At 64.6% G+C, this 20,911-nt stretch carries 21 protein-coding genes and 1 riboswitch; of the genes, 4 read left to right on the plus strand and 17 right to left on the minus strand.

From position 1 onward, the window contains the following. Window positions 1–192: 192 nt before the first annotated feature. Window positions 193–1,545 (plus strand): GTP pyrophosphokinase family protein, encoded by a 1,353-nt coding sequence (locus tag XH90_RS07485; protein ID WP_194479991.1) that lies wholly within the window; start codon window positions 193–195, stop codon window positions 1,543–1,545. A gap of 52 nt (window positions 1,546–1,597) precedes the next feature. Here XH90_RS07485 and thiC read toward each other — a convergent pair whose 3' ends face one another. The 6 genes from thiC to XH90_RS07515 all read right to left on the minus strand — a co-directional run bounded on the left by thiC (window position 1,598) and on the right by XH90_RS07515 (window position 6,993). Continuing rightward, window positions 1,598–3,496 (minus strand): phosphomethylpyrimidine synthase ThiC, encoded by a 1,899-nt coding sequence (gene thiC, locus XH90_RS07490; protein ID WP_194479993.1) that lies wholly within the window; start codon window positions 3,494–3,496, stop codon window positions 1,598–1,600. 202 nt (window positions 3,497–3,698) lie between these two features. Beyond that, complete coding sequence (locus XH90_RS07495; protein ID WP_194479994.1) at window positions 3,699–4,322, minus strand: thiamine phosphate synthase; 624 nt, start codon at window positions 4,320–4,322, stop codon at window positions 3,699–3,701. Continuing rightward, window positions 4,309–5,091: a thiazole synthase gene (locus XH90_RS07500; RefSeq protein ID WP_194479996.1), complete on the minus strand. Its 783-nt coding sequence runs from the start codon at window positions 5,089–5,091 to the stop codon at window positions 4,309–4,311. Before XH90_RS07500 ends, XH90_RS07495 begins: the two co-directional genes overlap by 14 nt. Window positions 5,092–5,095: 4 nt before the next feature. Further along, window positions 5,096–5,293 carry a sulfur carrier protein ThiS gene (thiS, locus tag XH90_RS07505; protein ID WP_194479998.1) on the minus strand — a complete coding sequence of 66 codons (198 nt, stop codon included), beginning with the start codon at window positions 5,291–5,293 and terminating at the stop codon, window positions 5,096–5,098. After that, on the minus strand, window positions 5,284–6,294 hold the full coding sequence (locus XH90_RS07510) for an FAD-dependent oxidoreductase (RefSeq protein ID WP_194480000.1): 1,011 nt from the start codon (window positions 6,292–6,294) through the stop codon (window positions 5,284–5,286). Before XH90_RS07510 ends, thiS begins: the two co-directional genes overlap by 10 nt. Then, a riboswitch (TPP riboswitch) is annotated at window positions 6,282–6,410 on the minus strand. Its footprint overlaps the gene before it by 13 nt. 52 nt (window positions 6,411–6,462) lie before the next feature. Next, window positions 6,463–6,993, minus strand: a complete 531-nt coding sequence (locus XH90_RS07515) for a lytic transglycosylase domain-containing protein (RefSeq protein ID WP_194480002.1) — start codon at window positions 6,991–6,993, stop codon at window positions 6,463–6,465. Window positions 6,994–7,226: 233 nt separating this feature from the next. Between XH90_RS07515 and XH90_RS07520 the strand changes: the two genes are divergently transcribed. Continuing rightward, entirely contained in the window at window positions 7,227–7,472 is a 246-nt protein-coding gene (locus XH90_RS07520; RefSeq protein ID WP_194480003.1) for a hypothetical protein, read from the plus strand. A gap of 9 nt (window positions 7,473–7,481) precedes the next feature. Here the strand turns inward: XH90_RS07520 and XH90_RS07525 are convergent, their stop codons facing one another. Both XH90_RS07525 and XH90_RS07530 read right to left on the minus strand, forming a co-directional pair. Then, window positions 7,482–8,807 (minus strand): ATP-binding protein, encoded by a 1,326-nt coding sequence (locus XH90_RS07525; protein ID WP_194480005.1) that lies wholly within the window; start codon window positions 8,805–8,807, stop codon window positions 7,482–7,484. Between the two features lie 14 nt (window positions 8,808–8,821). After that, window positions 8,822–9,562, minus strand: coding sequence for a response regulator (locus XH90_RS07530; RefSeq protein ID WP_194480007.1), 741 nt, complete (start codon window positions 9,560–9,562; stop codon window positions 8,822–8,824). A gap of 181 nt (window positions 9,563–9,743) precedes the next feature. Here XH90_RS07530 and XH90_RS07535 point away from each other — a divergent pair, with 181 nt between their 5' ends. After that, window positions 9,744–10,316, plus strand: coding sequence for a hypothetical protein (locus XH90_RS07535; protein ID WP_194480009.1), 573 nt, complete (start codon window positions 9,744–9,746; stop codon window positions 10,314–10,316). Here the strand turns inward: XH90_RS07535 and XH90_RS07540 are convergent. Further along, window positions 10,304–10,468: a hypothetical protein gene (locus XH90_RS07540; protein ID WP_194480011.1), complete on the minus strand. Its 165-nt coding sequence runs from the start codon at window positions 10,466–10,468 to the stop codon at window positions 10,304–10,306. The two genes, XH90_RS07535 and XH90_RS07540, sit on opposite strands and share 13 nt — an antisense overlap. 67 nt (window positions 10,469–10,535) lie before the next feature. Here XH90_RS07540 and XH90_RS07545 point away from each other — a divergent pair, with 67 nt between their 5' ends. After that, window positions 10,536–11,075, plus strand: a complete 540-nt coding sequence (locus tag XH90_RS07545; protein ID WP_194480013.1) for a PRC-barrel domain-containing protein — start codon at window positions 10,536–10,538, stop codon at window positions 11,073–11,075. A 199-nt stretch (window positions 11,076–11,274) separates the two neighbouring features. Here the strand turns inward: XH90_RS07545 and XH90_RS07550 are convergent, their stop codons facing one another. The 8 genes from XH90_RS07550 to XH90_RS07585 form a co-directional block, all read right to left on the minus strand. Further along, window positions 11,275–12,483, minus strand: a complete 1,209-nt coding sequence (locus tag XH90_RS07550; RefSeq protein ID WP_194480014.1) for an ABC transporter substrate-binding protein — start codon at window positions 12,481–12,483, stop codon at window positions 11,275–11,277. 239 nt (window positions 12,484–12,722) lie between these two features. After that, on the minus strand, window positions 12,723–13,550 hold the full coding sequence (locus tag XH90_RS07555; protein WP_194480016.1) for an ABC transporter permease: 828 nt from the start codon (window positions 13,548–13,550) through the stop codon (window positions 12,723–12,725). Further along, entirely contained in the window at window positions 13,547–14,809 is a 1,263-nt protein-coding gene (locus XH90_RS07560) for an ABC transporter permease (protein WP_194480018.1), read from the minus strand. The genes XH90_RS07555 and XH90_RS07560 overlap by 4 nt, the downstream gene beginning before the upstream one ends. 84 nt (window positions 14,810–14,893) lie before the next feature. Beyond that, a complete protein-coding gene (locus XH90_RS07565) occupies window positions 14,894–15,952 on the minus strand; it encodes an ABC transporter substrate-binding protein (protein ID WP_194480026.1) in 1,059 nt (352 codons plus the stop codon). Window positions 15,953–16,014: 62 nt separating this feature from the next. Beyond that, entirely contained in the window at window positions 16,015–17,124 is a 1,110-nt protein-coding gene (locus tag XH90_RS07570; protein ID WP_194480028.1) for an ABC transporter ATP-binding protein, read from the minus strand. 135 nt (window positions 17,125–17,259) lie between these two features. Continuing rightward, window positions 17,260–18,828 (minus strand): DUF4403 family protein, encoded by a 1,569-nt coding sequence (locus XH90_RS07575; RefSeq protein ID WP_194480029.1) that lies wholly within the window; start codon window positions 18,826–18,828, stop codon window positions 17,260–17,262. A gap of 110 nt (window positions 18,829–18,938) precedes the next feature. Then, window positions 18,939–19,577: a PQQ-binding-like beta-propeller repeat protein gene (locus tag XH90_RS07580; protein ID WP_194480031.1), complete on the minus strand. Its 639-nt coding sequence runs from the start codon at window positions 19,575–19,577 to the stop codon at window positions 18,939–18,941. A gap of 27 nt (window positions 19,578–19,604) precedes the next feature. Continuing rightward, window positions 19,605–20,825 carry a helix-turn-helix domain-containing protein gene (locus XH90_RS07585; RefSeq protein WP_194480033.1) on the minus strand — a complete coding sequence of 407 codons (1,221 nt, stop codon included), beginning with the start codon at window positions 20,823–20,825 and terminating at the stop codon, window positions 19,605–19,607. Window positions 20,826–20,911 lie beyond the last annotated feature (86 nt).

A 20,911-nucleotide genomic window follows, 5' to 3' on the forward strand; every position in this document is an offset into this window, starting at 1 on the left:
GCCGCTCGCGAGCGTGATAGTTCGACACACGACGGTGCCAGGCGCACCCCACCACCGCTTGAGAGCATTTGGATGCCAGTGGTGGATTGCGCTACGCTAACCCACACTACGGGCTATCAAATCATGTAGGATGTTCAAGGCACGGAGGCCGGGCTGGCCATTCAGCCCGATCGCATTTGATGGTGTTGAACCATGGCAGGAGCGGACGGGTTCGTCCTTTTAAACGGCGTGAGGGTGGTCGCCTCATGGCCCGAGCAACTGAAGGCGGCTCAGGAAATCACAACGTATCAGATTAGCGGCAAAGGTTATGCTCGGGTAGCTTATGGCGATGAAGGCGAAGATTGGGGCGCGGACTCTAGGCCGTGCCACGACTGCGCTGCGATAAAGGGGCAGTTTCATGTCCCGGGATGTGATGTAGAGCGATGTCCGAGATGTGGCGGCCAATCGATTTCCTGTGATTGCTCAGAAGATGAGTTTTCGAACGGAGAGTTCGATTTTAGGAATCACCAAGAGAAAGCGGTGAGTGCATACTTGTTGAAGCGCCCTCATTACGAGGAAGCTTGTCTTGTGGCCAAGAACATACTGCAACGATCGATTGAGAGGGCGGGAATCAAGATAAGCTCGATCGACGCTCGAGCAAAAGATCCTCACAGCTTCGGTCTGAAAGCGACGAAGCCCAGCGAGTCAAATCCGGGTCTCCCCAAATATGCAGATCCTCTGGTAGACATCACGGATCTGGCAGGAGTTAGGATAATAGCCTTTTTTCCAAATTCGATTGCGAAGATCGATGAGATTATTCTAAGCGAATTCCACGTGCTGGAGCGATCTGACAAGGGCGAGAAGCTTTATGACGAAGGACGATTTGGGTACAAGAGCGTACATTATTTGGTCCTTCTCGGACCAAAGAGGTCGTCATTGTCAGAATACGAGAAATACGCCGACACGACTATCGAAGTTCAGGTGCGTACAATTTTGCAGCACGCTTGGGCTGAAATCGAGCATGACATTCAATACAAATCAACATCAGTGATACCAGACGAGATAAGGCGACGATTCAATGCTTTGGCTGGAATGCTAGAGGTCGCTGATCGAGAATTTCAATCAGTACAAGACGAGGACGACCGGCTTCGACAAACTGCGCGGCAGATGATTAAAGAGGGAGATATCGACGACGTCGAGATCACCCCTGATGCTCTCAAAGCATTTCTTGCAAAAACAATCGGGGGAGATCAACGCATCCGCTGGTCGTCTTATGACTACCTCGCCCGTGCTTTGCGAAGATGCGGATTTCGTACTTTACGTCAGCTCGAACGCTGTGTGCGAGGTTATGATGGAAGTGAGCTTAGCCGTTTGGTCTATGGCTCTCGGCAGGGTCAAATAGTTCGATGCGAACTCATGGTGCTTGCGAGTATGGGTGAGTTGTTCGTCAGCCGGCACCCTTGGTCTAACGAAAAATGGTTCCGTGATGGTTCTGACGAGATGCTCCGTCTGTTCCTGGAGGGAAACGTCGAAATCGGAAGCTTCGATCCACTCATAGATTCGTAGCTGAGGAGACTGGCCTTGGCCAGTCCCCCCCTTTTTTTGAGCTGGAGGCGCCTCACAACACCTTGTTGCTCTCCTTCACCTTCTCCGCATCCAGATAAACGCTGCTCCCCATTTCCTTGAACTTCGCGCTCATCCTGGCCATGCCGTCTTCGGCGGTGCCCTGCATCGACATGCCGACGCTGTTCGGATCGTTCAGCGTCGCCGCATAATCCCGAACGTCCTGCGTGATCTTCATCGAGCAGAACTTCGGGCCGCACATCGAGCAGAAGTGTGCAACCTTGTGGGCTTCCTTCGGCAGGGTCTCGTCGTGGAAGCTCTTGGCGGTATCAGGATCGAGGCCGAGGTTGAACTGGTCGGTCCAGCGGAATTCGAACCTCGCACGGGAGAGGGCGTCGTCGCGCAGTTGGGCGGCGGGGTGGCCCTTGGCGAGATCGCTGGCGTGGGCGGCGATCTTGTAGGTAATGACGCCGGTCTTGACGTCGTTGCGGTCGGGCAGGCCGAGATGCTCCTTCGGCGTGACGTAGCAGAGCATGGCGCAGCCGAACCAGCCGATCATGGCCGCGCCGATGCCTGAGGTGATGTGGTCATAGCCCGGCGCGATGTCGGTGGTCAGCGGTCCAAGCGTGTAGAACGGCGCTTCGCCGCACTCCTTGAGCTGCTTGTCCATGTTGATCTTGATCTTGTGCATCGGCACGTGGCCGGGACCTTCGATCATGACCTGGCAGCCCTTGTCCCACGCAATCTTGGTGAGCTCGCCGAGCGTCTCCAGCTCCGCGAACTGCGCGCGGTCGTTCGCGTCGGCGATCGAGCCGGGACGCAGGCCGTCGCCGAGCGAGAACGAGACGTCATACTTGCGCATGAGGTCGCAGATCTCGTCGAAATGGGTGTAGAGGAAGCTCTCCTTGTGATGCGCGAGGCACCACTTCGCCATGATCGAGCCGCCTCTGGAGACGATGCCGGTGACTCTGGCAGCGGTGAGGTGGATGTATTGCAGGCGCACGCCGGCGTGGATGGTGAAATAGTCGACGCCCTGCTCGCACTGCTCGATCAGCGTGTCCTTGTAGAGCTCCCAGGTCAGCTTGACCGGATCGCCGTTGCACTTCTCCAGCGCCTGGTAGATCGGCACGGTGCCGATCGGCACCGGCGCGTTGCGCAGGATCCATTCGCGCGTGGTATGGATGTTGCGGCCCGTCGAGAGGTCCATCACGGTGTCGGCGCCCCAGCGGATCGCCCACACCATCTTCTCGACCTCTTCCTCGACCGACGACGTCACCGCCGAATTGCCGATATTGGCGTTGATCTTGGTCAGGAAGTTGCGGCCGATGATCATCGGCTCGAGTTCACTGTGGTTGATGTTGGAGGGGATGATGGCGCGGCCGCGCGCGATTTCGCTGCGCACGAACTCCGGCGTGATGAAGGCCGGCACCGCGGCGCCAAAGCTTTCGCCGTCGGCAAGGGCTGCTTCCGCGCGCTCGAGCTGCTGCTTGCGACCGAGATTTTCGCGGGCGGCGACGTAGATCATCTCCTTGGTGATGATGCCGGCGCGGGCGAATTCGAGCTGCGTGATCTTGTGGCCGTCGAGGCCGCGCAGCGGCTTGTGATAGGCGGCAAAGGAACGTGCGGCGTTGTCGGTGGAAACGCTGCCGTTGTCCTCCGGCTTGATCTGCCGGCCCTCATATTCCTCGACGCCGCCGCGCTCCAGCACCCACTGCTTGCGGTTGCGGGCAAGGCCCGCGTTGACGTCGATGGTGACATCAGGGTCGGTGTAGGGGCCCGAGGTGTCGTAGACCGGCAGGTTCGGCTCGCCGGCGCCTTCTGAGAGAATGATCTCGCGCAGCGGCACGCGCATGTCGGGCGCGGCATCGGGCGACGCAAAGATCTTGCGCGAGGAGGGAAGGGGGCCGGTGGTGACGGCGGGGATGGTTTTTTCAGGGTTGGAGCGGATGTTCATGGGATCCTCCTTAACTCAGTTCGTTGGTGTCGCTGCGCGAGCGTCGATTACAGCTGTCATCCCCGCGAAGGCGGGGATCCAGTATTCCAGAGGCGGTGATGGGATACGGAAAAGCCGCGGCGTACTGGATCGCCCGGTCCTGATGCGCAATTGCGCATAAGGCCGGGCGATGACAGTTGAGGGTGTGGAGAGAGCGTGCGCATCACGCAGCCTCCTTCTGGCCGAGCCATTGCCGCACCCGCGCATCGGGATCGGCATTTTGGGTGACGTCGGACACCACGGCGATGGAATCGGCGCCCGCGGCAAAGATCTCCGCGGCGTGCTCGAACTTGATGCCGCCGATCGCAACCAGCGGGATGTTGCCGATGCGCTTCTTCCATTCCGTGATCTTCGGAATGCCCTGCGGGGCGAAGCGCATCGATTTGAGCGTTGTGAAGAAGATCGGACCGAGCGCGACATAGTCGGGCTTGGCCTTGAGCGCGGTTTCGAGCTCCGCGTCGTCATGGGTGGAGACGCCGAGTGAGAGGCCGGCTTCGCGAATGGCCTTGAGGTCCGCGTCGGCGAGATCCTCCTGGCCGAGATGCAGATATTTCGCGCCGGCGACGATCGCCGCGCGCCAATAGTCGTTCACGACGAGCTTGGCTTGCGTGCCCTCGGTGATCGCCAGCGCATCGGTGACGATCTGCAGCGCGTCGGCGTCGTTCAGCTCTTTCGCGCGCAGCTGGATGGTGCCGACGCCGAGCTTGGTCAGGCGTTCGACCCAGTTGAGGCTGTCGACGACAGGGTAAAAGCGATCAGGATACGCGTTGCGATCAGGATACGGCATGCCAGAACGGGGTCCCAACGACAGGGGTGGACGGGGAGGCGAAGTCGCGGGCGTTCATCAGCCCGGCCTCGTATGCGGTGCGGCCGGCCTCGATACCGAGGCGGAAGGCATTCGCCATCGCGACGGGATCGGCGGCCTTGGCGATCGCGGTGTTGAGCAGCACGGCGTCGTAGCCGAGTTCGAGCGCTTCAGCCGCGTGGCTGGGCGCGCCGATGCCGGCGTCGACCACCAGGGTGATGTCCGGCAGGCGCTCGCGCAGCAGCTTGAGCGCATCGCGGTTGATGATGCCCTTGGCGCTGCCGATCGGCGCGGCCCACGGCATCACCACCTTGCAGCCGGCATCGACCAGGCGATTGGCGACCGAAAGATCCTCGGTGCAATAGGGGAACACTTCGAAGCCGTCCTTGATCAGGATGGTGGCGGCCTCGACCAGGCCGACGACGTCGGGCTGCAGCGTGTCGCTGTCGGCGATGACCTCCAGCTTGATCCAGCTGGTGCCGAACAGCTCGCGCGCGAGTTTTGCGGTGGTGACCGCTTCGCGCACGCTGCGGCAGCCCGCGGTGTTCGGCAGCACCGATACGTCGAGCTCGCGGATCAGCTTCCAGAACGCGTCGCCGGTCTTGCCGCCGGCGGATTCGCGCCGCAGCGACACCGTGACGATGTTGGAGCCGGAGGCGCGGATGGCGTCCTGCATGATCGCAGGCGAGGGATAGAGCGCGCTGCCGATCAGCAGGCGCGAGGTGAAGGTCTTGCCGTAGAAGGTCACCATGGCTTCAGCCTCCCTGCCGCGGCGTGATGATCTCGATCTCGTCGCCGGCCTTGAGTGCGGTCTCGGCCCAGCGGCTCTTCGGCACGACGTCGTAGTTCAGCGCGATGGCGAAATGCGTGCCCTCGTAGTCGAGCTCGGAGAGCAGCGCATCGACGCTGGCTGAACTGATCTCACGCTGCTCGCCGTTGACGATCACGCGCATTGCATCACCTCGTTGTCGATCTGGCCGCGCTCGACAAAGCTAAGCGTCAGCTCGGCGAGGGCAGGGGCGATCAGGAAACCGTGGCGGTAGAGCCCGTTCACGCTGATCTTGCCGCCGCGCACGCCGATGCGCGGCAAATTGTCGGGATAGGCGGGACGAAGGCCCGAGCCGAATTCGACGATGCGGGCTTCGCCGAATGCCGGATGCACGGTGTAGGCTGCACCCAGCAGCTCCAGCGCGGAGCGGACGCTGACGCCGGTGTCCTCGGCCTCGATCGAGGTCGCCCCCAGCATGAACAGATTGTCTTCGCGCGGGATCACGTAGAGCGGCCAGCGCGGATGGATCAGGCGCACCGGGCGCGACAGCTGCACCTCGCCGGTCTCGATCAGGATCATCTCGCCCTTGACGCCGCGCAGCTCGCTCTGCTCGTCGCGCGCACTGATGCCGCGGCAATCGATCACGATGCCATCAAGGTCGGCGGCACTGACGTCGCTGCCGAACTTGATGGTGCCGCCGGCGGCCTTGATGCGTTCGTGCAGCTTCGGCAGAACGCGCCGCGGCTCGACATGGCCCTCGCTCGCGAAGAACAGCGCATCGCGGAAGCGACCCTCCAGCGACGGCTCGAGCGCGGCGAGGTCCGCGGCATCGAGCCGGCGGTGGCCCTCGGTCATGCGGGCAAAGCGCTCGAAATCGTTGCGCTCGCGCGGATGGGCGACGACGAGCGAGCCGTTGAACGGCGTATCCGGCAGCTCGCGCCGCCAGATGTCGAGGGAGCGCTGGCCGAGCCTGGAGATGACGGGTTCGGCGACCTCCGCCTCGCAGTAAGGCGCCAGCATACCGCCGGCCCAATGGCTGGTGGCATCGGCCATCGCCGCGTCACCGCGCTCGTGGAGCGTCACGGTGTGGCCGGCCTGCGCGAACAACAGCGCCTGCCAGGCTCCTGCAATGCCTGCGCCGATGATGGATACCGGTGAATCCGGTCGCTTGGTCGTCTGCAACATCCCTGTCCCTTCGCCGGCATGACCCGGATCAGGTTCAAAGGGTCACCGCGGTCCTGGGCGGGTTTGCCCATTTAGCGGTATCTCAGCTCCTCCTCGGAGCACCCCTCGGAACGGCTCTAATGTAGGCTTGTGGAGGCCTGTGTCAACGCGTTTGGCTGGAACGGGGGATTATCTGAGCGACTGCGCCCGCGCGTTGCGGACGTGCAGGCTGAGCTTCCTGTGCGGCGCGGCGCCGAACATCGGCTGCGGATTGCCGTTGGGCTCGAGTTGCGGCTCGAAGCTCGCCTGCTGCAGGGCCTGCCGGCGCTGCTGCTTTGCAACGTAGTAATAGCCGCCCGCGAAATAACGCACGGCTCGGTCGTGGTCGCCGTTGGCGGCGTGATAGGCGCCGGCGAGGTATTTGACGGCATAGGTGAGATTGGTGTTGGGGTCGCGGAGGCCTGCGGCATCGCCGGTGTAGCCGAGGCCGCGGGCGGTCGCGAGCTTGATCTGCATCAGCCCGATGGTGCCGCCATGGCCGACCAGGCCCGGCTGATAGCGGCTCTCGCGCATGATGACGCGATGCACCAGCGCCTCCGGCACGCCGTTGGCGCGCGCATGCATCGCGACCATCTCGGCATATTCGGCCTGGCCCGCGACTGCGGCCTGCGATGACACCAATCCGGCCGCGAGCAGCGCGGCGATGCGTAAAATCTTCATCTGAAATCCCGGCTTGCCTGAATGGCCTGCGCCCGGCCGCCGTTAGGCCTGCCGAACGCGGCGATGATGTGACCAAACGCCGCCGCTGACGTTTTTGCGGCGCAGAGCCGCGGTTACGACGCAATGCCGGCGCAGAAGTTCCTTCAGGCGGACAACTCGCGGCAGCGAGCCTGTCTATTCGCGTCAGCCCGCGAAAGCGAGTATGAAGCGCCCTGCGAATCGGGAGAGGTGCCATGACAAAAACAACCATGGTCGACACCCATAGCGGCGACATGTCCGGACAAGCTCTGCCCACACAGAACCCGTGTGCCCAGTGCGGCGCGCCGATCGCGCAGCCCGACTGGATCGAACCGGGCGAGGGACGGGTGTCCTATCTCTGGACCTGCCACGCCTGCAATTATCGCTTCGAGGCGATCGCGATCTTCGACGAGCCCAAGGTTGCCGGAAAGGCTGCCGAATATCCGCCGCTCGCGGCGTAGGGCGCTGTCCTAAGCCGCCAGCCGCGGCTGCTGCCACACCGGCAATTGCATCCGCACGATCAGCCCGTGCGGCTGGCGGTCGTGCAGCGACAGCTCGCCGCCATGGGCGAGCGCGATCGCGCGCGCGATCGACAGGCCGAGGCCGAAGCCGGTGGAATCGTCCATGGTGCGCGCGTCGTCGCCGCGCACGAACGGCTCCAGCATCTCCTGCTTGCGCGCATCCGAGATGCCGGGACCGTCATCCTCGACGTCGATGACGAGCCTGGTGCCGGCGACGTCCAGGCGGATCGTCACTTCAGCGCCGAAGCGTACCGCGTTCTCGACGAGGTTGGTGACGCCGCGATGCAGATCGTCGGGCCGCGCGGCGGCGGTCGCGGAAGCGGGGCCCTCGTAGTGCACGACATGGCCCATGTCGCCGAACTGGTCGGCGACGAGTTGCAGCGTGCTCGCGATGTCGACCAGCGTGATCGCCTCGATCTGGCGGTCGTTGCGCAGCAGCGACAGCACGCTCTCCAGCATCGAGCGCATCTGGTCGAGGTCGATCAGCATGCGCTTGCGGTTGCCCTCGTCCTCGATGAACTCGGCGCGCAGGCGCAGCCGCGTGATCGGGGTGCGCAGGTCGTGGCTGATCGCCGCCAGCATGCGGGTGCGATCCGACATCAGCCGCGCGATGCGCTCGTGCATGCGGTTGAGCGCGCGGGCGACCGAGCGGATCTCCTCCGGGCCGCGCTCGGGCAGCGGCTCCGCTTCGCCGTCGAGGCTGAAATTCTCGGCCGCCTTGGCAAAGGACGACAGCGGCGTCGCCAGCGCGCGCGCCGCCCACAGGCCGAGCACGGTGATGCAGATGAAGGCGGTCATCAGCGTCACCAGCCACGGCGCGCCCCAGAACCAGGGACGCGGACCGTTCTCGACGTGGCCCGCGATCATGCTGCCGTCGGGCAACTCCACGCCGATGCGATAGGCGTCGCCGTCGGGCGAAAGCCGTCCCACCTTGAAGCCGTGGCCGAGGTGGCGGCGGATCCCGTGCAGGTGCTGGCTGTCGCTGTCCGCGACGATCGTCGCCGTGCCGGGCGCGAGCGTCTCGATCCGGAGTTTCGGGAAGGCGCGGACCAGATCGGCGACGAGGCGCGGCCGATCGCTCTCGGCAGCTGAATTCAGCAGCAGCGCCGCATCGGTCAGTTGATGGGCACCGTCCGGCGGCGCGTCCGGACGGTCGGGCCGGCTGATCAGGAAGGCGGTGGTGACGACGAGATGCAGCGCGACGGTCGAGGCCAGCACCAGCGCGGCGATCTGGCCGCCGATGCCCTTGAGGTGGAAGAACCCGAACGGCCTCATCGTCGCACGCCCTGTCAGTTGCTCAGGGGCGTCGTAACCGCTTCCGTTCTGGGCGTAAACAGGTAACCGCCGGAACGCACCGTCTTGATGATGGTGGGGTCGGCCGGATTGGGCTCGATCTTGCGGCGGATGCGGCTGACCAGAACGTCGATGGAGCGCTCGAACGAGCCGGTGTTGCGGCCCTGCGTGAGGTCGAGCAGGCTGTCGCGCGACAGCACCCGGCCGGGACGCTCGCAGAAGGTGCGGAGCAGGTCGAACTCGGCGCTGGTCACCGCGACGCGGGCGCCTTCCGGATTGCGCAGCTCGCGCAGGCGCAGATCGATGCGCCAGCCTTCGAAGGCGAGCGTCGAGGCCCCCTCGATCGAGCTTGCGGCCTGGGCGGAGGCCTGGCGCCGCAGCACCGCGTTGATGCGGGCGAGCAGTTCGCGCGGGTTGAACGGCTTCGGCAGGTAATCGTCCGCGCCCATCTCGAGGCCGACGATGCGGTCGACGTCCTCGCCGCGCGCGGTCAGCATGATGATCGGCGTCTGCGCCTCGGAGCGCACCTTGCGGCACAGGCTGAGACCGTCTTCGCCGGGCAGCATGACGTCGAGAATGATGAGGTCAACGCGGTGGTCGGCCATGGCACGCGACATCTCGCGCCCGTCGCTCACAGCGGTCACGTTGCAGGAGTTGTTGCGCAAATATTTCGCAATCAACGTCCGGGTTTCGCGGTCGTCCTCGACGACCAGGATGTTGGGAGAGGGAATGGCCATGGGCCTTGTTTGTCCAAGATTCGGGCCAAAAGGCGAAGATTTTTGTTTCCGTTTGTTTCGGAATGTATTTCCGCAACAAAGGGCAACGACTGCGTCGTCGTGCGGCAAGGTTCCGTTAAGCCCGTTAACCATACCGTGGCGCAGTTGCGTCCGAAACCCCGCAAAAACCACGGTGCCATCCATGACTTCGATTTCGGCGGCTTCCGCCAGTCATCACCAGTCGCCGCTCCAGCGGCTACAGCAGGAATTGCAGTCGGAAGTGTCCGACGGCACGATCTCGTCCTCGGACCAGTCCGCGCTCACGACCGCCCTGCAAGACATCGACACCGCGCTCCAGCAGAGCCGCTCCAGCGATCAGTCCAGCGGCACCAGGCCGTCCAAGGACGGGCTGAAATCCAAGATCGACGATCTCATCTCGAACGAGGTCTCGAGCGGGACGCTGACGTCGGATCAGGCCGACGAACTGAAGGGCGTGTTTCAGTCCGCCTTCGCCAAGGGCCCCGGCGGTCCCGGCGGCGCGGGCGGCCCGCCTCCCGGTCCGCCGCCGTCGGATGACGGCTCTTCGGATTCCTCGTCGTCGACGGATTCGACGAGCAGCAGTTCGACCGACAGCAGCACGGCCAAGATCCTCGAGCAGTTTCTCCAGGCGCTGCAGCAGTCGCAGTCGTCGAACTCCTCCTACGGCGCCGACGGCACGACGAGCGCGTCGAGCAGTTCGGATTTTTCGGCGCTGCTGATCGACTACAAGAGCTGACCTGCGCGACGCTGGTCGGCGCGTTCCTCGCCGCGATCGTGCTTCACCCAGGGCGCATGATCGTCGGCGGGGAACTGTGCATCTCGCACGTTCCCGAGCAGGAACTTCTGCTCGCGCCGCTGCACCGCGATGGCGCAACGAAATTGCCGCACGCTAGGAACTGCGCGTGATCGTGGCTGTTCTCTCCGCACAAGTTTTCTGCTGAAGGAGAGGACAACAATGTTGATGAAATCGATCGCCGCCGGCCTTGCCGGCACCGCTCTGCTTGCGACCGTTGCGTTTGCGCAAAATCCGGCCGCCACCACCACGACCACCACCGAGAAGTCGCCAACGGCTTCGACGGCGACGACCACGACGACGAGCGCGTCGGGCGAATGGCGTACCTCGAAGATGGACGGCGTCAAGGTCTACAACGAGGCCAACGAGAACATCGGCTCGATCAACGACCTGCTGATGGACAAGAGCGGCAGCATCAAGATCGCCGTGATCGGCGTCGGCGGCTTCCTCGGCATGGGCGAGCATCTCGTCGCCGTGCCGTACGAGAAGCTGAAGTTCGTCAATGAGGCCGTCGCCTCTACCACGACGACCAACCCGAACGCCAAGCCGGCCGCGACCACGACGACCGGCGCTGCGACCAGCACCGAGAAGACGACCACGACTACGAAGAGTTCGTCGTCGAAGTGGTATCCCGACCACGCCGTGTTCAATGCGACCAAGGACCAGCTGAAGAACATGCCCGAGTTCAAGTACTCGGAGTAATGCGGATCGCGTGAGTGCCGAAACGAAGCGCGCCCGGTTTTCCACCGGGCGCGCTGTCCTGTCTTTTGTCAGTGTGAGGAGCCCGCGACAAAATTGCAGAGCAATTTTGCGCTGGTGCGACGAAGCGATCCAGACCGTCGCCGCGGAGGGATTTTGGATTGCTTCGCTACGCTCGCAATGACGGCGGATAGAGCCAGCCTCACTTCACCAGCGGGCAGCCGCCCTTGTCGAGCGGGCGGAAGGCTTCGTCGCCGGGCACGGTGGCGATGAGCTTGTAGAGGTCCCACTCGCCCTTGGATTCCTCGGGCTTCTTCACCTCGTACAGATTCATGTCGTGGACCATGCGGCCGTCGATGCGGATCTTGCCGTTCTTGGCGAAGAAGTCGTTGATCGGCATCTTGCGCATCTGCTCCATCACCTTCGGCGCTTCGTCGGTCTTGATAGCCTCGATCGCCTTCAGATAGTGCATCGTCGCCGAATAGAGGCCGGCCTGGATCATGGTCGGCATGTGGCCGACCTTGTCGTTGAAGCGCTTGGAGAAGGCGCGGGTCTCGTCATTGGTGTCCCAGTAGAACGCATCGGTGATGATCAGGCCTTGCGTCGCCTTGATGCCGAGCGAATGAACGTCGGTGATTTCCATGAGCAGCGCGATCATCTTCTGGCCGCCTTGCGTGATGCCGAACTCGGCGGCCTGCTTCAGCGCATTGGTGGTGTCGCCACCGGCGTTCGCCAGCGCGACCACCTTGGCCTTCGAGGCCTGGGCTTGGAGCAGGAACGACGAGAAGTCGGACGAGTTGAGCGGGTGGCGGACGTCGCCGAGCACCTTGCCGCCGCTCTCCTTGACGACATTGGCTGCGTCGCGCTCCAGCGCCTGGCCGAAGGCATAGTCGGCAGTGACGAAGAACCAGGTATCCTCGCCGCGCTTCACCATCGCCTTGCCGGCGACGTTCGACAGCGCATAGGTGTCGTAGGTCCAGTGCACTGTGTTGGGTGAGCAGGCGACGCCCGTGATGTCGGAGGAGCCGCCGCCGGAATTGATGTTGATCTTGTTCTTCTCGCGCGTCAGTGCCGAAATCGGCAATGCGACCGATGAGGTCGGCACGTCCATGACCGCGTCCACCTTGTCGTTGTCGTACCAGTTGCGGGCAATGTTGACGCCGACGTCGGGCTTGTTCTGGTGATCGGCGGACACGACCTGGATCGGGACGCCCGCGACCTTGCCGCCGTAATCGGCGACGGCCATCTCGACGGCGGCGAGCGACCCCTTGCCGGTCGCGTCGGCATAGAGGCTCGACATGTCGGTGAGCACGCCGAGCTTGACGACGTTGTCGGAAATCTGGGCCTGCGCCGTGCCGCATGTTGCGGCCATGGCGAAGCTGGCCGCGACCGCGGCGATGAGTCTTTGCATATTGTTCTCCCTCAGTCTTGTTGTTGGGGTTTTGTTGCGGGGACTGTTCTAGCGACAAACCGGCGCTGGGGCAAAGGCCGGGGATTTGCGAGGTGGGGTGAGAAATAGGTAGTGCTCTCCGTCATTCCGGGGCGCGCGCAGCGAGAGCCCGGAATCCATCGTGCCGCAGCGACGGTGGGTGAATGGATTCCGGGGCTCGCGCCCAAGAGGGCGCGTCCCGGAATGACAGTTGGGGGCGCTCAGCCGCCGCCCTTGAGCCGCTCGTTGCGTCGGCGCAGGCCTTCGAGCGTCGCGAGGAGGATGACCGAAACCGTCGTCAGGATCACTGCGGCCGCCGTGATGGTCGGGCTGATGTTCTCGCGGATACCGCTGAACATTTCGCGCGGCAAGGTGCGCTGCTCCGGTCCCGCCATGAACAGCACGATCACGACCTCGTCGAAGCTGGTCGCGAAGGCGAACAGGGCGCCCGATGCCAGGCCCGGCAGGATCAGCGGCAGGATCACACGGCGGAATGCTTGAAGCGGCGATGCGCCGAGCGAGGCAGCGGCGCGGGCGAGGTTGGTGTCGAAGCTCTGCAGCGTCGCGCCGACCGTGATCACCACGAACGGCGTTGCGAGCGCGGTGTGGGCGAGAATCAGGCCGAGATAGCTGCCGGTCAGCCCGATCGGCGCGAAGAAGAAATAGAGACCGACCGCGGTGATGACGCCGGGCACGACGACCGGCGACAGCACGAAAGCCAGCACCAGCGGTTTGAACCGGCTCTTCCATTGCGCGAGCCCAAGAGCTGCCAACGTCCCGAGCGCCATCGATAGCAGCGTCGAAGCGACACCGATGATCATGCTGTTCTTCAGCGAATTCATCCAGCGCGGCGAGGTGATGAATTCGTCGTACCAGCGCAAGGAGAGGCCCGGCAGCGGATAGGTGAGATACGAGCCCGAGCTGAAGGACAGCGGCATGATCGCCAGGATCGGCGCGATCAGGAAGACGAACACCAGCGCGGAGATGACCATGGTTGCGGTCCACGCGATGCGCTGGCTGGGTGTACGCAAGGAGGGAGCGTCGCTCAATTCTTCATCCCTCCCGTGACCTGCTGGCCCTGCACCAGCTTGCCGTAGACGAGGGCGAGCAGAATTGTGGCGAGCAGCAGCACCGCCCCCAGCGCCGAAGCCAGGCCCCAATTGGCTGTTTCGGTGGTGTAGAGCGCGATGAAGTAGCTGATCATCTGATCGGCGGCGCCCCCGACGAGGGCGGGGGTGATGTAGTAGCCGAGTGCAAGGATGAAGACGAGCAGGCTGCCCGCGCCGACGCCGGGCAGGGTTTGCGGCAGATAGATCCGCAGGAAGGCGGTAAGGGGCGGCGCGCCGAGCGAGGCGGCGGCGCGCATATACGCCGGCGAGATCGCCTTCATGCTGCTGTACAGCGGCAGGATCATGAACGGCAGCAGCACGTGGGTCATGGCCACGCAGACGCCGAACCGGTTGTAGATCAGGCGCAACGGCTCGTCGATGATGCCGAGCCAGTGCAGGCTGTCGTTGACGACGCCATTGCTCTGCAGCAGCACGATCCAGGCGCAGGTGCGGACCAGGAGCGACGTCCAGAACGGCAGCAGCACGAAGATCATCAAGAGGTTCGACTTGCCCGGCGGCAGCGCCGCGAGCAGATAGGCGACCGGAAAGCCGAGTATCAGGCAGAGCGCTGTGACACCGAGGCTGATGAGGAAGGTACGGGCGAAAACCTCGCGGTAGATGGCCTGATCCGGCGGGGCTGCGACGATCGCGCCGTCCGCGTTCCTGACGAGGTCGAGCGCCCCCAGAAGGTAGAAGCTGGTGACCGGGCCACCGGCGTCCTTGATCGTCGTCCAAGTTGCGCGTTCGCGCCAGGCTGGGTTGATCTTGCCCAGCGTCTCCCTTGCCGTGCCTGCTTCCGGCACGGTCTTCAGATTGCGTGCGGTGCCGATGAGGATCGTGCGAAAACCGTTCAGGGCGTAATTGAGCCGTTTGGCCGCGATGGCGATGGTGCCGGCGGCGCGCGCCGCCTGGATGTCGCTTGCCAGCGCCGCGTATGTCTTTTCGTCCGGCAGATCCTTGCCATCCCAGCCGGCGAGAGCTGCGATCGTTTGCGGCAGAACCTGGCGCACCTCCCGGTCATCGACTGCGTGCCACAGCATGCCTGCGATGGGCCCGGCGAAGGTGAACAGCAGAAACAGCAGCAGCGGCACAACCAGCGCCAGGGCCTTGAACTGACGTGCGCGCTCCGCCCGCTTCAGGCGGCGCTTGAGCGGCACGCTGGTCTTGCTATCGGCGCCGGTCAGGGACGCTGCTGTCATGAACAGATCATTCTGGGCAAGGGACTGGGCGCAGGCGAAGGGTATCCACTCTCTGCCTGCGCCACGTGCCGGTTCGGTCGTGCGCTACTTCGCGGCCCATTTGTTGAAGCGCTCGGTGAGACGGTCGATGTTCTCGAGCCAGAAGGCGACATTGATCTCGACCGCGTTCTTGATGTTGTCGGGCGCGGTCGGCAGGTCCTTCAGAACCGCGGGCTGCAACAGACCGGCCGCGTCCTTGTTCGAGGTGCCGTAGGCGATGTTCTCCGACAGCTTCGACTGGTTCTCCGCCTTGCCGGCGAAATCCAGGAACTTGTAGGCGGCGTCCTTGTTCGGGCTGCCCTTCAGGATGACCCAGCTGTCGAGGGTGAACAGCGCGCCGTCCCACACCATGCCGAAGTTCTTCTTCTCGTTCTTGTTCGCGGTGTCGATGCGGCCATTGTAGACCGAGGTCATCGCCACCTCGCCGGAGGCGAGCAATTGCGGCGGCTGCGCGCCGGCCTTCCACCAGACGAGATCGCCCTTGATGGTGTCGAGCTTCTTGAACGCGCGATCGACGCCCTCGTCGGTCGCCAGCACCTTGTAGACGTCCTTCGGCGCGACGCCGTCGGCCATGAGAGCGATCTCGAGCGTGGTCTTCGGACCCTGGCGCAGGGCGCGCTTGCCCGGAATCTTCTTCGTGTCGAAGAAGTCGGCCCAGCCCTTGGGCGCGTCCTTCAGTTTGTCCTTGTCGTAGCCGAGCACGAAATCATAGAGGATGGCGCCGACACCGCAGGGATTGACCGACGGCTTGATATAAGCAGCCTCGCCGCCGATCTTGGAGTAATCCAGCTTCTCGTACAGGCCTTCTTCGCAGCCGACCGCGAGCTCGTCGCTCTCGACCTGGACGACGTCCCAGGTGGCCGCGCCGCCCTGCACCTTGGCGCGCAACACGCCGACGCCGCCGTCCCAGGACTCGTCGTTCATCGGCACGCCCGATGCCTTCTTGAACGGCTCGAAATAGACCTTCTTCTGGGCATCCTGATAGGCGCCACCCCACGACACGACGGTGAGGTCTCGGGCCTGCGCCGATGTGGCCAGCGCAGCGCCGGCGGTGAACGCCGCGACGAAACCCAGAGCAATCTTGCCAGTCTTGCGCTTCAGCATGGTCCTTGTTCCTTCTTCATATGCGTTGCGGTTGAAGTCGAGCGATGCAGAATTCGTTGGGATCAGACGGGATCGAGCGCGAGGCAATCCTCGGGGCGGAAGGTGATGAAGACGCTTTCGCCAGGGCTCAGGCTGTCATGCGCGCCCGGCTGAAGCTTGACCATGAACTCGGCATTCCCGGCGACGTCGAGCACGGCCAGCGCGTGGTCGCCGAGATAGATGGTGTTCTGCACCTTGGCCGGCAGCCGGTTCGGTCCGTCGCTGGAGGCGCCGTCAGGGACAATCGCGATGCGCTCCGGCCGCACCGACAGCGAGGTCGCTGCGCCCGCGCCTGAGACGTTGACCGCACGGGCCATGACGGTGCCGCCCGCCGCCAGCGCGACGCGGCAATAATCCTTGTCTGATGTCTCGACGGTGCCATCAAGCACGTTGTTCTCGCCGACGAAATTGGCGACGAAGCTGTTCACCGGATGCTCGTACAGCGCGTCGGGCCGGTCGATCTGCTGCACGATGCCGTCGTTGAACACGGCAATGCGGTCCGACATGGTGAGCGCTTCGCTCTGGTCGTGGGTGACATAGACGACGGTGATGCCCATCGTCTCGTGCAACTGCTTGATCTCCAATTGCATCTGCTCGCGCAGGCGCTTGTCCAGGGCGCCGAGCGGCTCGTCCATCAGCACGAGCTGCGGATTGAAGACCAGCGCGCGGGCCAGCGCCACGCGCTGCTGCTGGCCGCCGGACAGCTGCCCGGGCCGCCGCTGCGCCATCGTTTCCATCTTGATCATCCGCAGCGCCGCCTTGACGCGTTCCTGCGTTTCCGCCCTGTTCGTCTTGCGAACGGACAGCGGGAAGGCAACGTTCTCCTCGATCGTCAGGTGCGGAAACAGCGCATAGTTCTGGAACACCATGCCGATGTCGCGCTTGTGCGGCGGCATGTTCTTGATCGGGCGGTCCGCGAGGTAGATCTCGCCCTGGGTCGGAACCTCGAAGCCGGCCAGCATCATCAGCGTGGTCGTCTTGCCCGAGCCCGACGGGCCGAGCAGGGTGATGAACTCGCCCTTCCTGATGTCGAGATCGAGGTTCTTCACCACGAGATGCTCGCCATCATAGGTCTTCTGAATGCCGGAAAAGCGCACCAATGCCGGCGCAGGCGTGACCATGCCGGCTTCCATGTTGTCCTCGCGTTGTCCCCTACGATGCTGTCGGCACCTCGTTCGAGGTTGCGGCGATCAGCTTAGCATCCTCCAACGAGAATGCCAGCGGCGCAAGCGACAAGAGGCTGCGCGGATTCCGTGCATGAAAGCGCGCTACATCCCCGACAGCTTGGAGACGTACACGTTCAGCGTACCGCCGGCTTCCGCGACCACGCGCAGCGTCTTGGAATCGAAGGCGATGTCGGCCAGCGTGAGGCTGCTGATATCGGCCTCGACCTTGACGCCGTCCTCGCTCTTCTGGAAGTCGGCGATGACGGCGGCGATCTTCTCGCGCGCGTTGGCGGCAATCGGCTTCAAGTCGAGCGTCGCCTTCTGCACCAGCGCCTGCTGCATCTGCGGTACCACTGCACGGGCGGCAGCGCCGAGCAGGCCGAACGCCGCCTCGGATTCCACCGCGAGCTGGATGTCGGCAAGCCGCAGCGTCTGCTGCGCCTGGTCGAGCATCGGCCGGCCCCAGATGTGCACGGTCGCCTCGGCGCCGAGCCCGAGCCAGCTCTTCTTTTCCTTGGCGCGCACCAGCAGCGAGATCAGCAGCCGCTCGCCTGACGGGATCACGTTGACGCCCTTCACGGTGACCTCGACCGGACCTGAGCCGTCCTCGGGATAGGTGTGGCCGACCATCTGCGCCGCGATCAGCTTGTTGATCTCGGTGAAGGGCACGTCGATGGGCACGCCGATGTTCACGCCGGTGCCGGTCGGCGGCACGATCGAGATCTTGTCGGGGAACGGGCAGTCCGGCTTGGTCTGCGTCGAGGTCACGCGCGTCTCGGCCTCGAGGCCGAGCAGCAGCGTGACGGCCTGCGCATCGACGCGCGGCTGCGCCGCGATCGCGCGGGTAGGCTTCATCTCGAGCCAGAGCGGCGGCAGCGCAGCCGAGGAACCGCTGCCTTGCAGCGGGATCGAGCGGCAGGCCTTGGCCCATTGCAGCTTCGCGTTCTCGCGCAGGCTGGGATCGTTGCGGATGCGCTCGGCGACGACGTTGAGCTGCTCGCCGACCGTCTTGTCGATCAGCGGCTTCACCTGCGCGGGCACGTTGACCTTGGCGCCGGCGACGTTGAGGTTGGTGTCGCCGAGATTGACCTGCGCGCCGAGATTGGGCTCGAGATGCCAGGCAGCCGCGAGCTTCGGGCGCGAAGTGACGACCACGCTGCCCTTGATCTCGGCGCTGGCGTTCAAGTTCTTGATGTTGACCGCGCCGATCCGTTTCGCCGCGTCGCCGCCGAGCACGCTGCCCAGCGCATCGCCGAGCGCGCCGGTGGCTTTCGCCGACAGCGAGCCCGTCACGTTCAGCTTGCCGGTGATCGGCGTCGACAGCGTCAGCACGTCCTTGTCGCCGGTCGCCGACATCGGTCCGCGGGAGGCGGTCCAGCCGATATCGGCGTCCTGCAGGATCTGCGAGATCGGGTTCTCGGCCTTGCCGGCGAAATTGCGCGGTGCAGCCTTCTCGGCCTGCTCCCGGATCGCCGACAGCGCAATCGCGACCGGCGCCACCACGATCGAGCTCTTGGACACCGGCGGCAGCGGCGGCAGTTGCGCGACCGGCGGCGCCGAATTGGTCGCGCGCGGCGACAGCAGGTCCATCACCTTCAGGCTGATGAAAAACGACGACGCGAGCACCGCAATGGCGATCAGCACAGTCTTCAAGTTCAACGTCAGACGCATCGATCCCCCAAGCCGCCCCGACAGAGGTTTTACAGGGCAGGCGAGGAGGGCGCTAGAGCGCACCGGTGGGGTGGAATTGCGGCAAATGGGTTAACGGCTGCGACCGCGTGCTAGCTGCGCCTGGGGCGGCGCACCGCTCTCACCTTGCCGGAGGCGCCGCCGCCGCAGAACAGGCGGTCGCCGCCGTCGGATTCCAGCCCCGAAACCATCGTCCCCTCTGGCATGTCGAGTTGCTCGAGTATCCTGCCCGTTTCAGGGTCGATCCGCCTGACGTCGCTGTCGTCGCCTTCCCAGGTGCCATGCCAGAGTTCGCCGTCGACCCAGGTCACCCCGGTCACGAAGCGCTTGCTCTCGATGGTGCGGAGGATCTTGCCGGTGTCGGGGTCGATCTGATGGATCCTGCGGTCGCGGTATTGCCCGACCCAGAGCGAGCCTTCGGCCCAGGCTAGTCCCGAATCGCCGCCACCGCCCGGCGCGGGGATCGTGCCGAGAACCGCGCCGCTCGCCGCGTCGATCTTCTGGATGCGATCCTCCGCGATCTGGAACAAATGGCGGCCGTCGAATGCCGTGCCCGCATGCGCGGCGACGTCGAGCGAGCGCGCGACCTTGCCGCTCTCGGGATCGACCGCATTCAATTTGTCGCCGGACGCGAACCAGACATGCCTGCCGTCATAGCTGACGCCATGCACGGCCTCGACGTCCGGAAATGGTCCGTACTCCCTGACGATCTCGGCAGTGGAACGCTTCATTGGCTCGACCCCTGTGATGCGACCAGCCTACGCCTTTGCCAGCGGCGAGGGGAGTAACAAGCCTGTCGGGAATCCCGGCACCGGCGGGGTCATCCAGCGCCGCGCGCGGCCGTGTCCGAACGACTGCACCTTGTTCGATCGCGCGAGTTCCTCGAGCGCCCGCTGCACCGAGCGCGCGCTCATTCGAAGCGCGAGTGCGAGCGCCGAGCTCGACCACGGCTCGCCGTCGGCGAGAATGGCAAGGACCGCGGCGTGCTTTTCCTCGACCGGGCGTGCCAGCACGATGACGTCGCGCGTCTTCTTTGGGGCCAGCTCGAAGCCCTGCCTGGTCGCGCTTATCCCGGCGAGCGGCTTGAGCTGGGTGCGGAGCCGCCCGATCTCGACGCGCAGCCGCGCGCGGTGGGACTCGTCGACGTGCTTCGCCTGGAACGCGCCCGAGATCAGCGCCTCGCGCGAGACATCCGCGGGCCATGCCTGCGCCAGCAGCCGGGCGAGCGCGAACAGCACCGGTCTTGTTCCCAGCGATACGGCCGTGCCCTGCCTGCGCACGACGTGATGGAAGGTGTCGACGACGAGCGCGGTCGATGTCGCGAGGCGCTCGACCTCGCCGAGCAGCAGCGGGTGCTCGCTGCCGCGCGCGATCAGGCGTGCGGCCGGTGTGTTGAGGATGAGGCTCGCGCTGTCGACCTCGGCGACGAGCGCCGGGATTCCGGCTTGCAGCGCCGCCTTGCCGGCGCGATCGAGCGCGGCGCGGGCATCCCTGGTTTTCAGCCGCCTGATGGCGATGCCGGCAACCACGAGATCGCGAACGACCAGGGATGCAGGCGGCAGCGGAGAAGCTCCGATCTCGGCCAGCGTGCGCTCGGCCTCGTCGATCCTCCCGAGCAGGAGCAGGCGGCGCGCCTCGATATGGCCTGCATGGGCGGCATTGGCGAGATCGCCATGGCTTGCGAGGCTCGCGCGTGCGCCAGCGAGCGTCTTGGCCGGCCAGCTCAAATCGCGCGAGACCAGCGCGATCTCGGCCTCGGCCACCACGCACCGCGCACGCGCCACCGCCTCTCGCGGTCCAAAAGCGCGGGCGGCGCTCCGCAGCAGCGTCTTGGCTTTGGCGAGATCGCCGAGCTGCGCCATCGCGATGCCGCGCAGCGCCAGCGACGGTGCATCGTTGCGCAGTGCGACGCGGTTCAACGCGCCTAGCGGATCGCCGGCCTCGAGCGCCCGTGCTGCAGCCGTGATCAGCGACTCCATGAAAATCCCGCCACACTTGTTACTCCCACCGCGCAACCGCTTGGTGCGAGAACTCGCCCACGGCCGACGATGTGCGGTGAGCGAGA

It is taken from the genome of Bradyrhizobium sp. CCBAU 53338 (assembly GCF_015291665.1).
GTDB lineage: Bacteria > Pseudomonadota > Alphaproteobacteria > Rhizobiales > Xanthobacteraceae > Bradyrhizobium.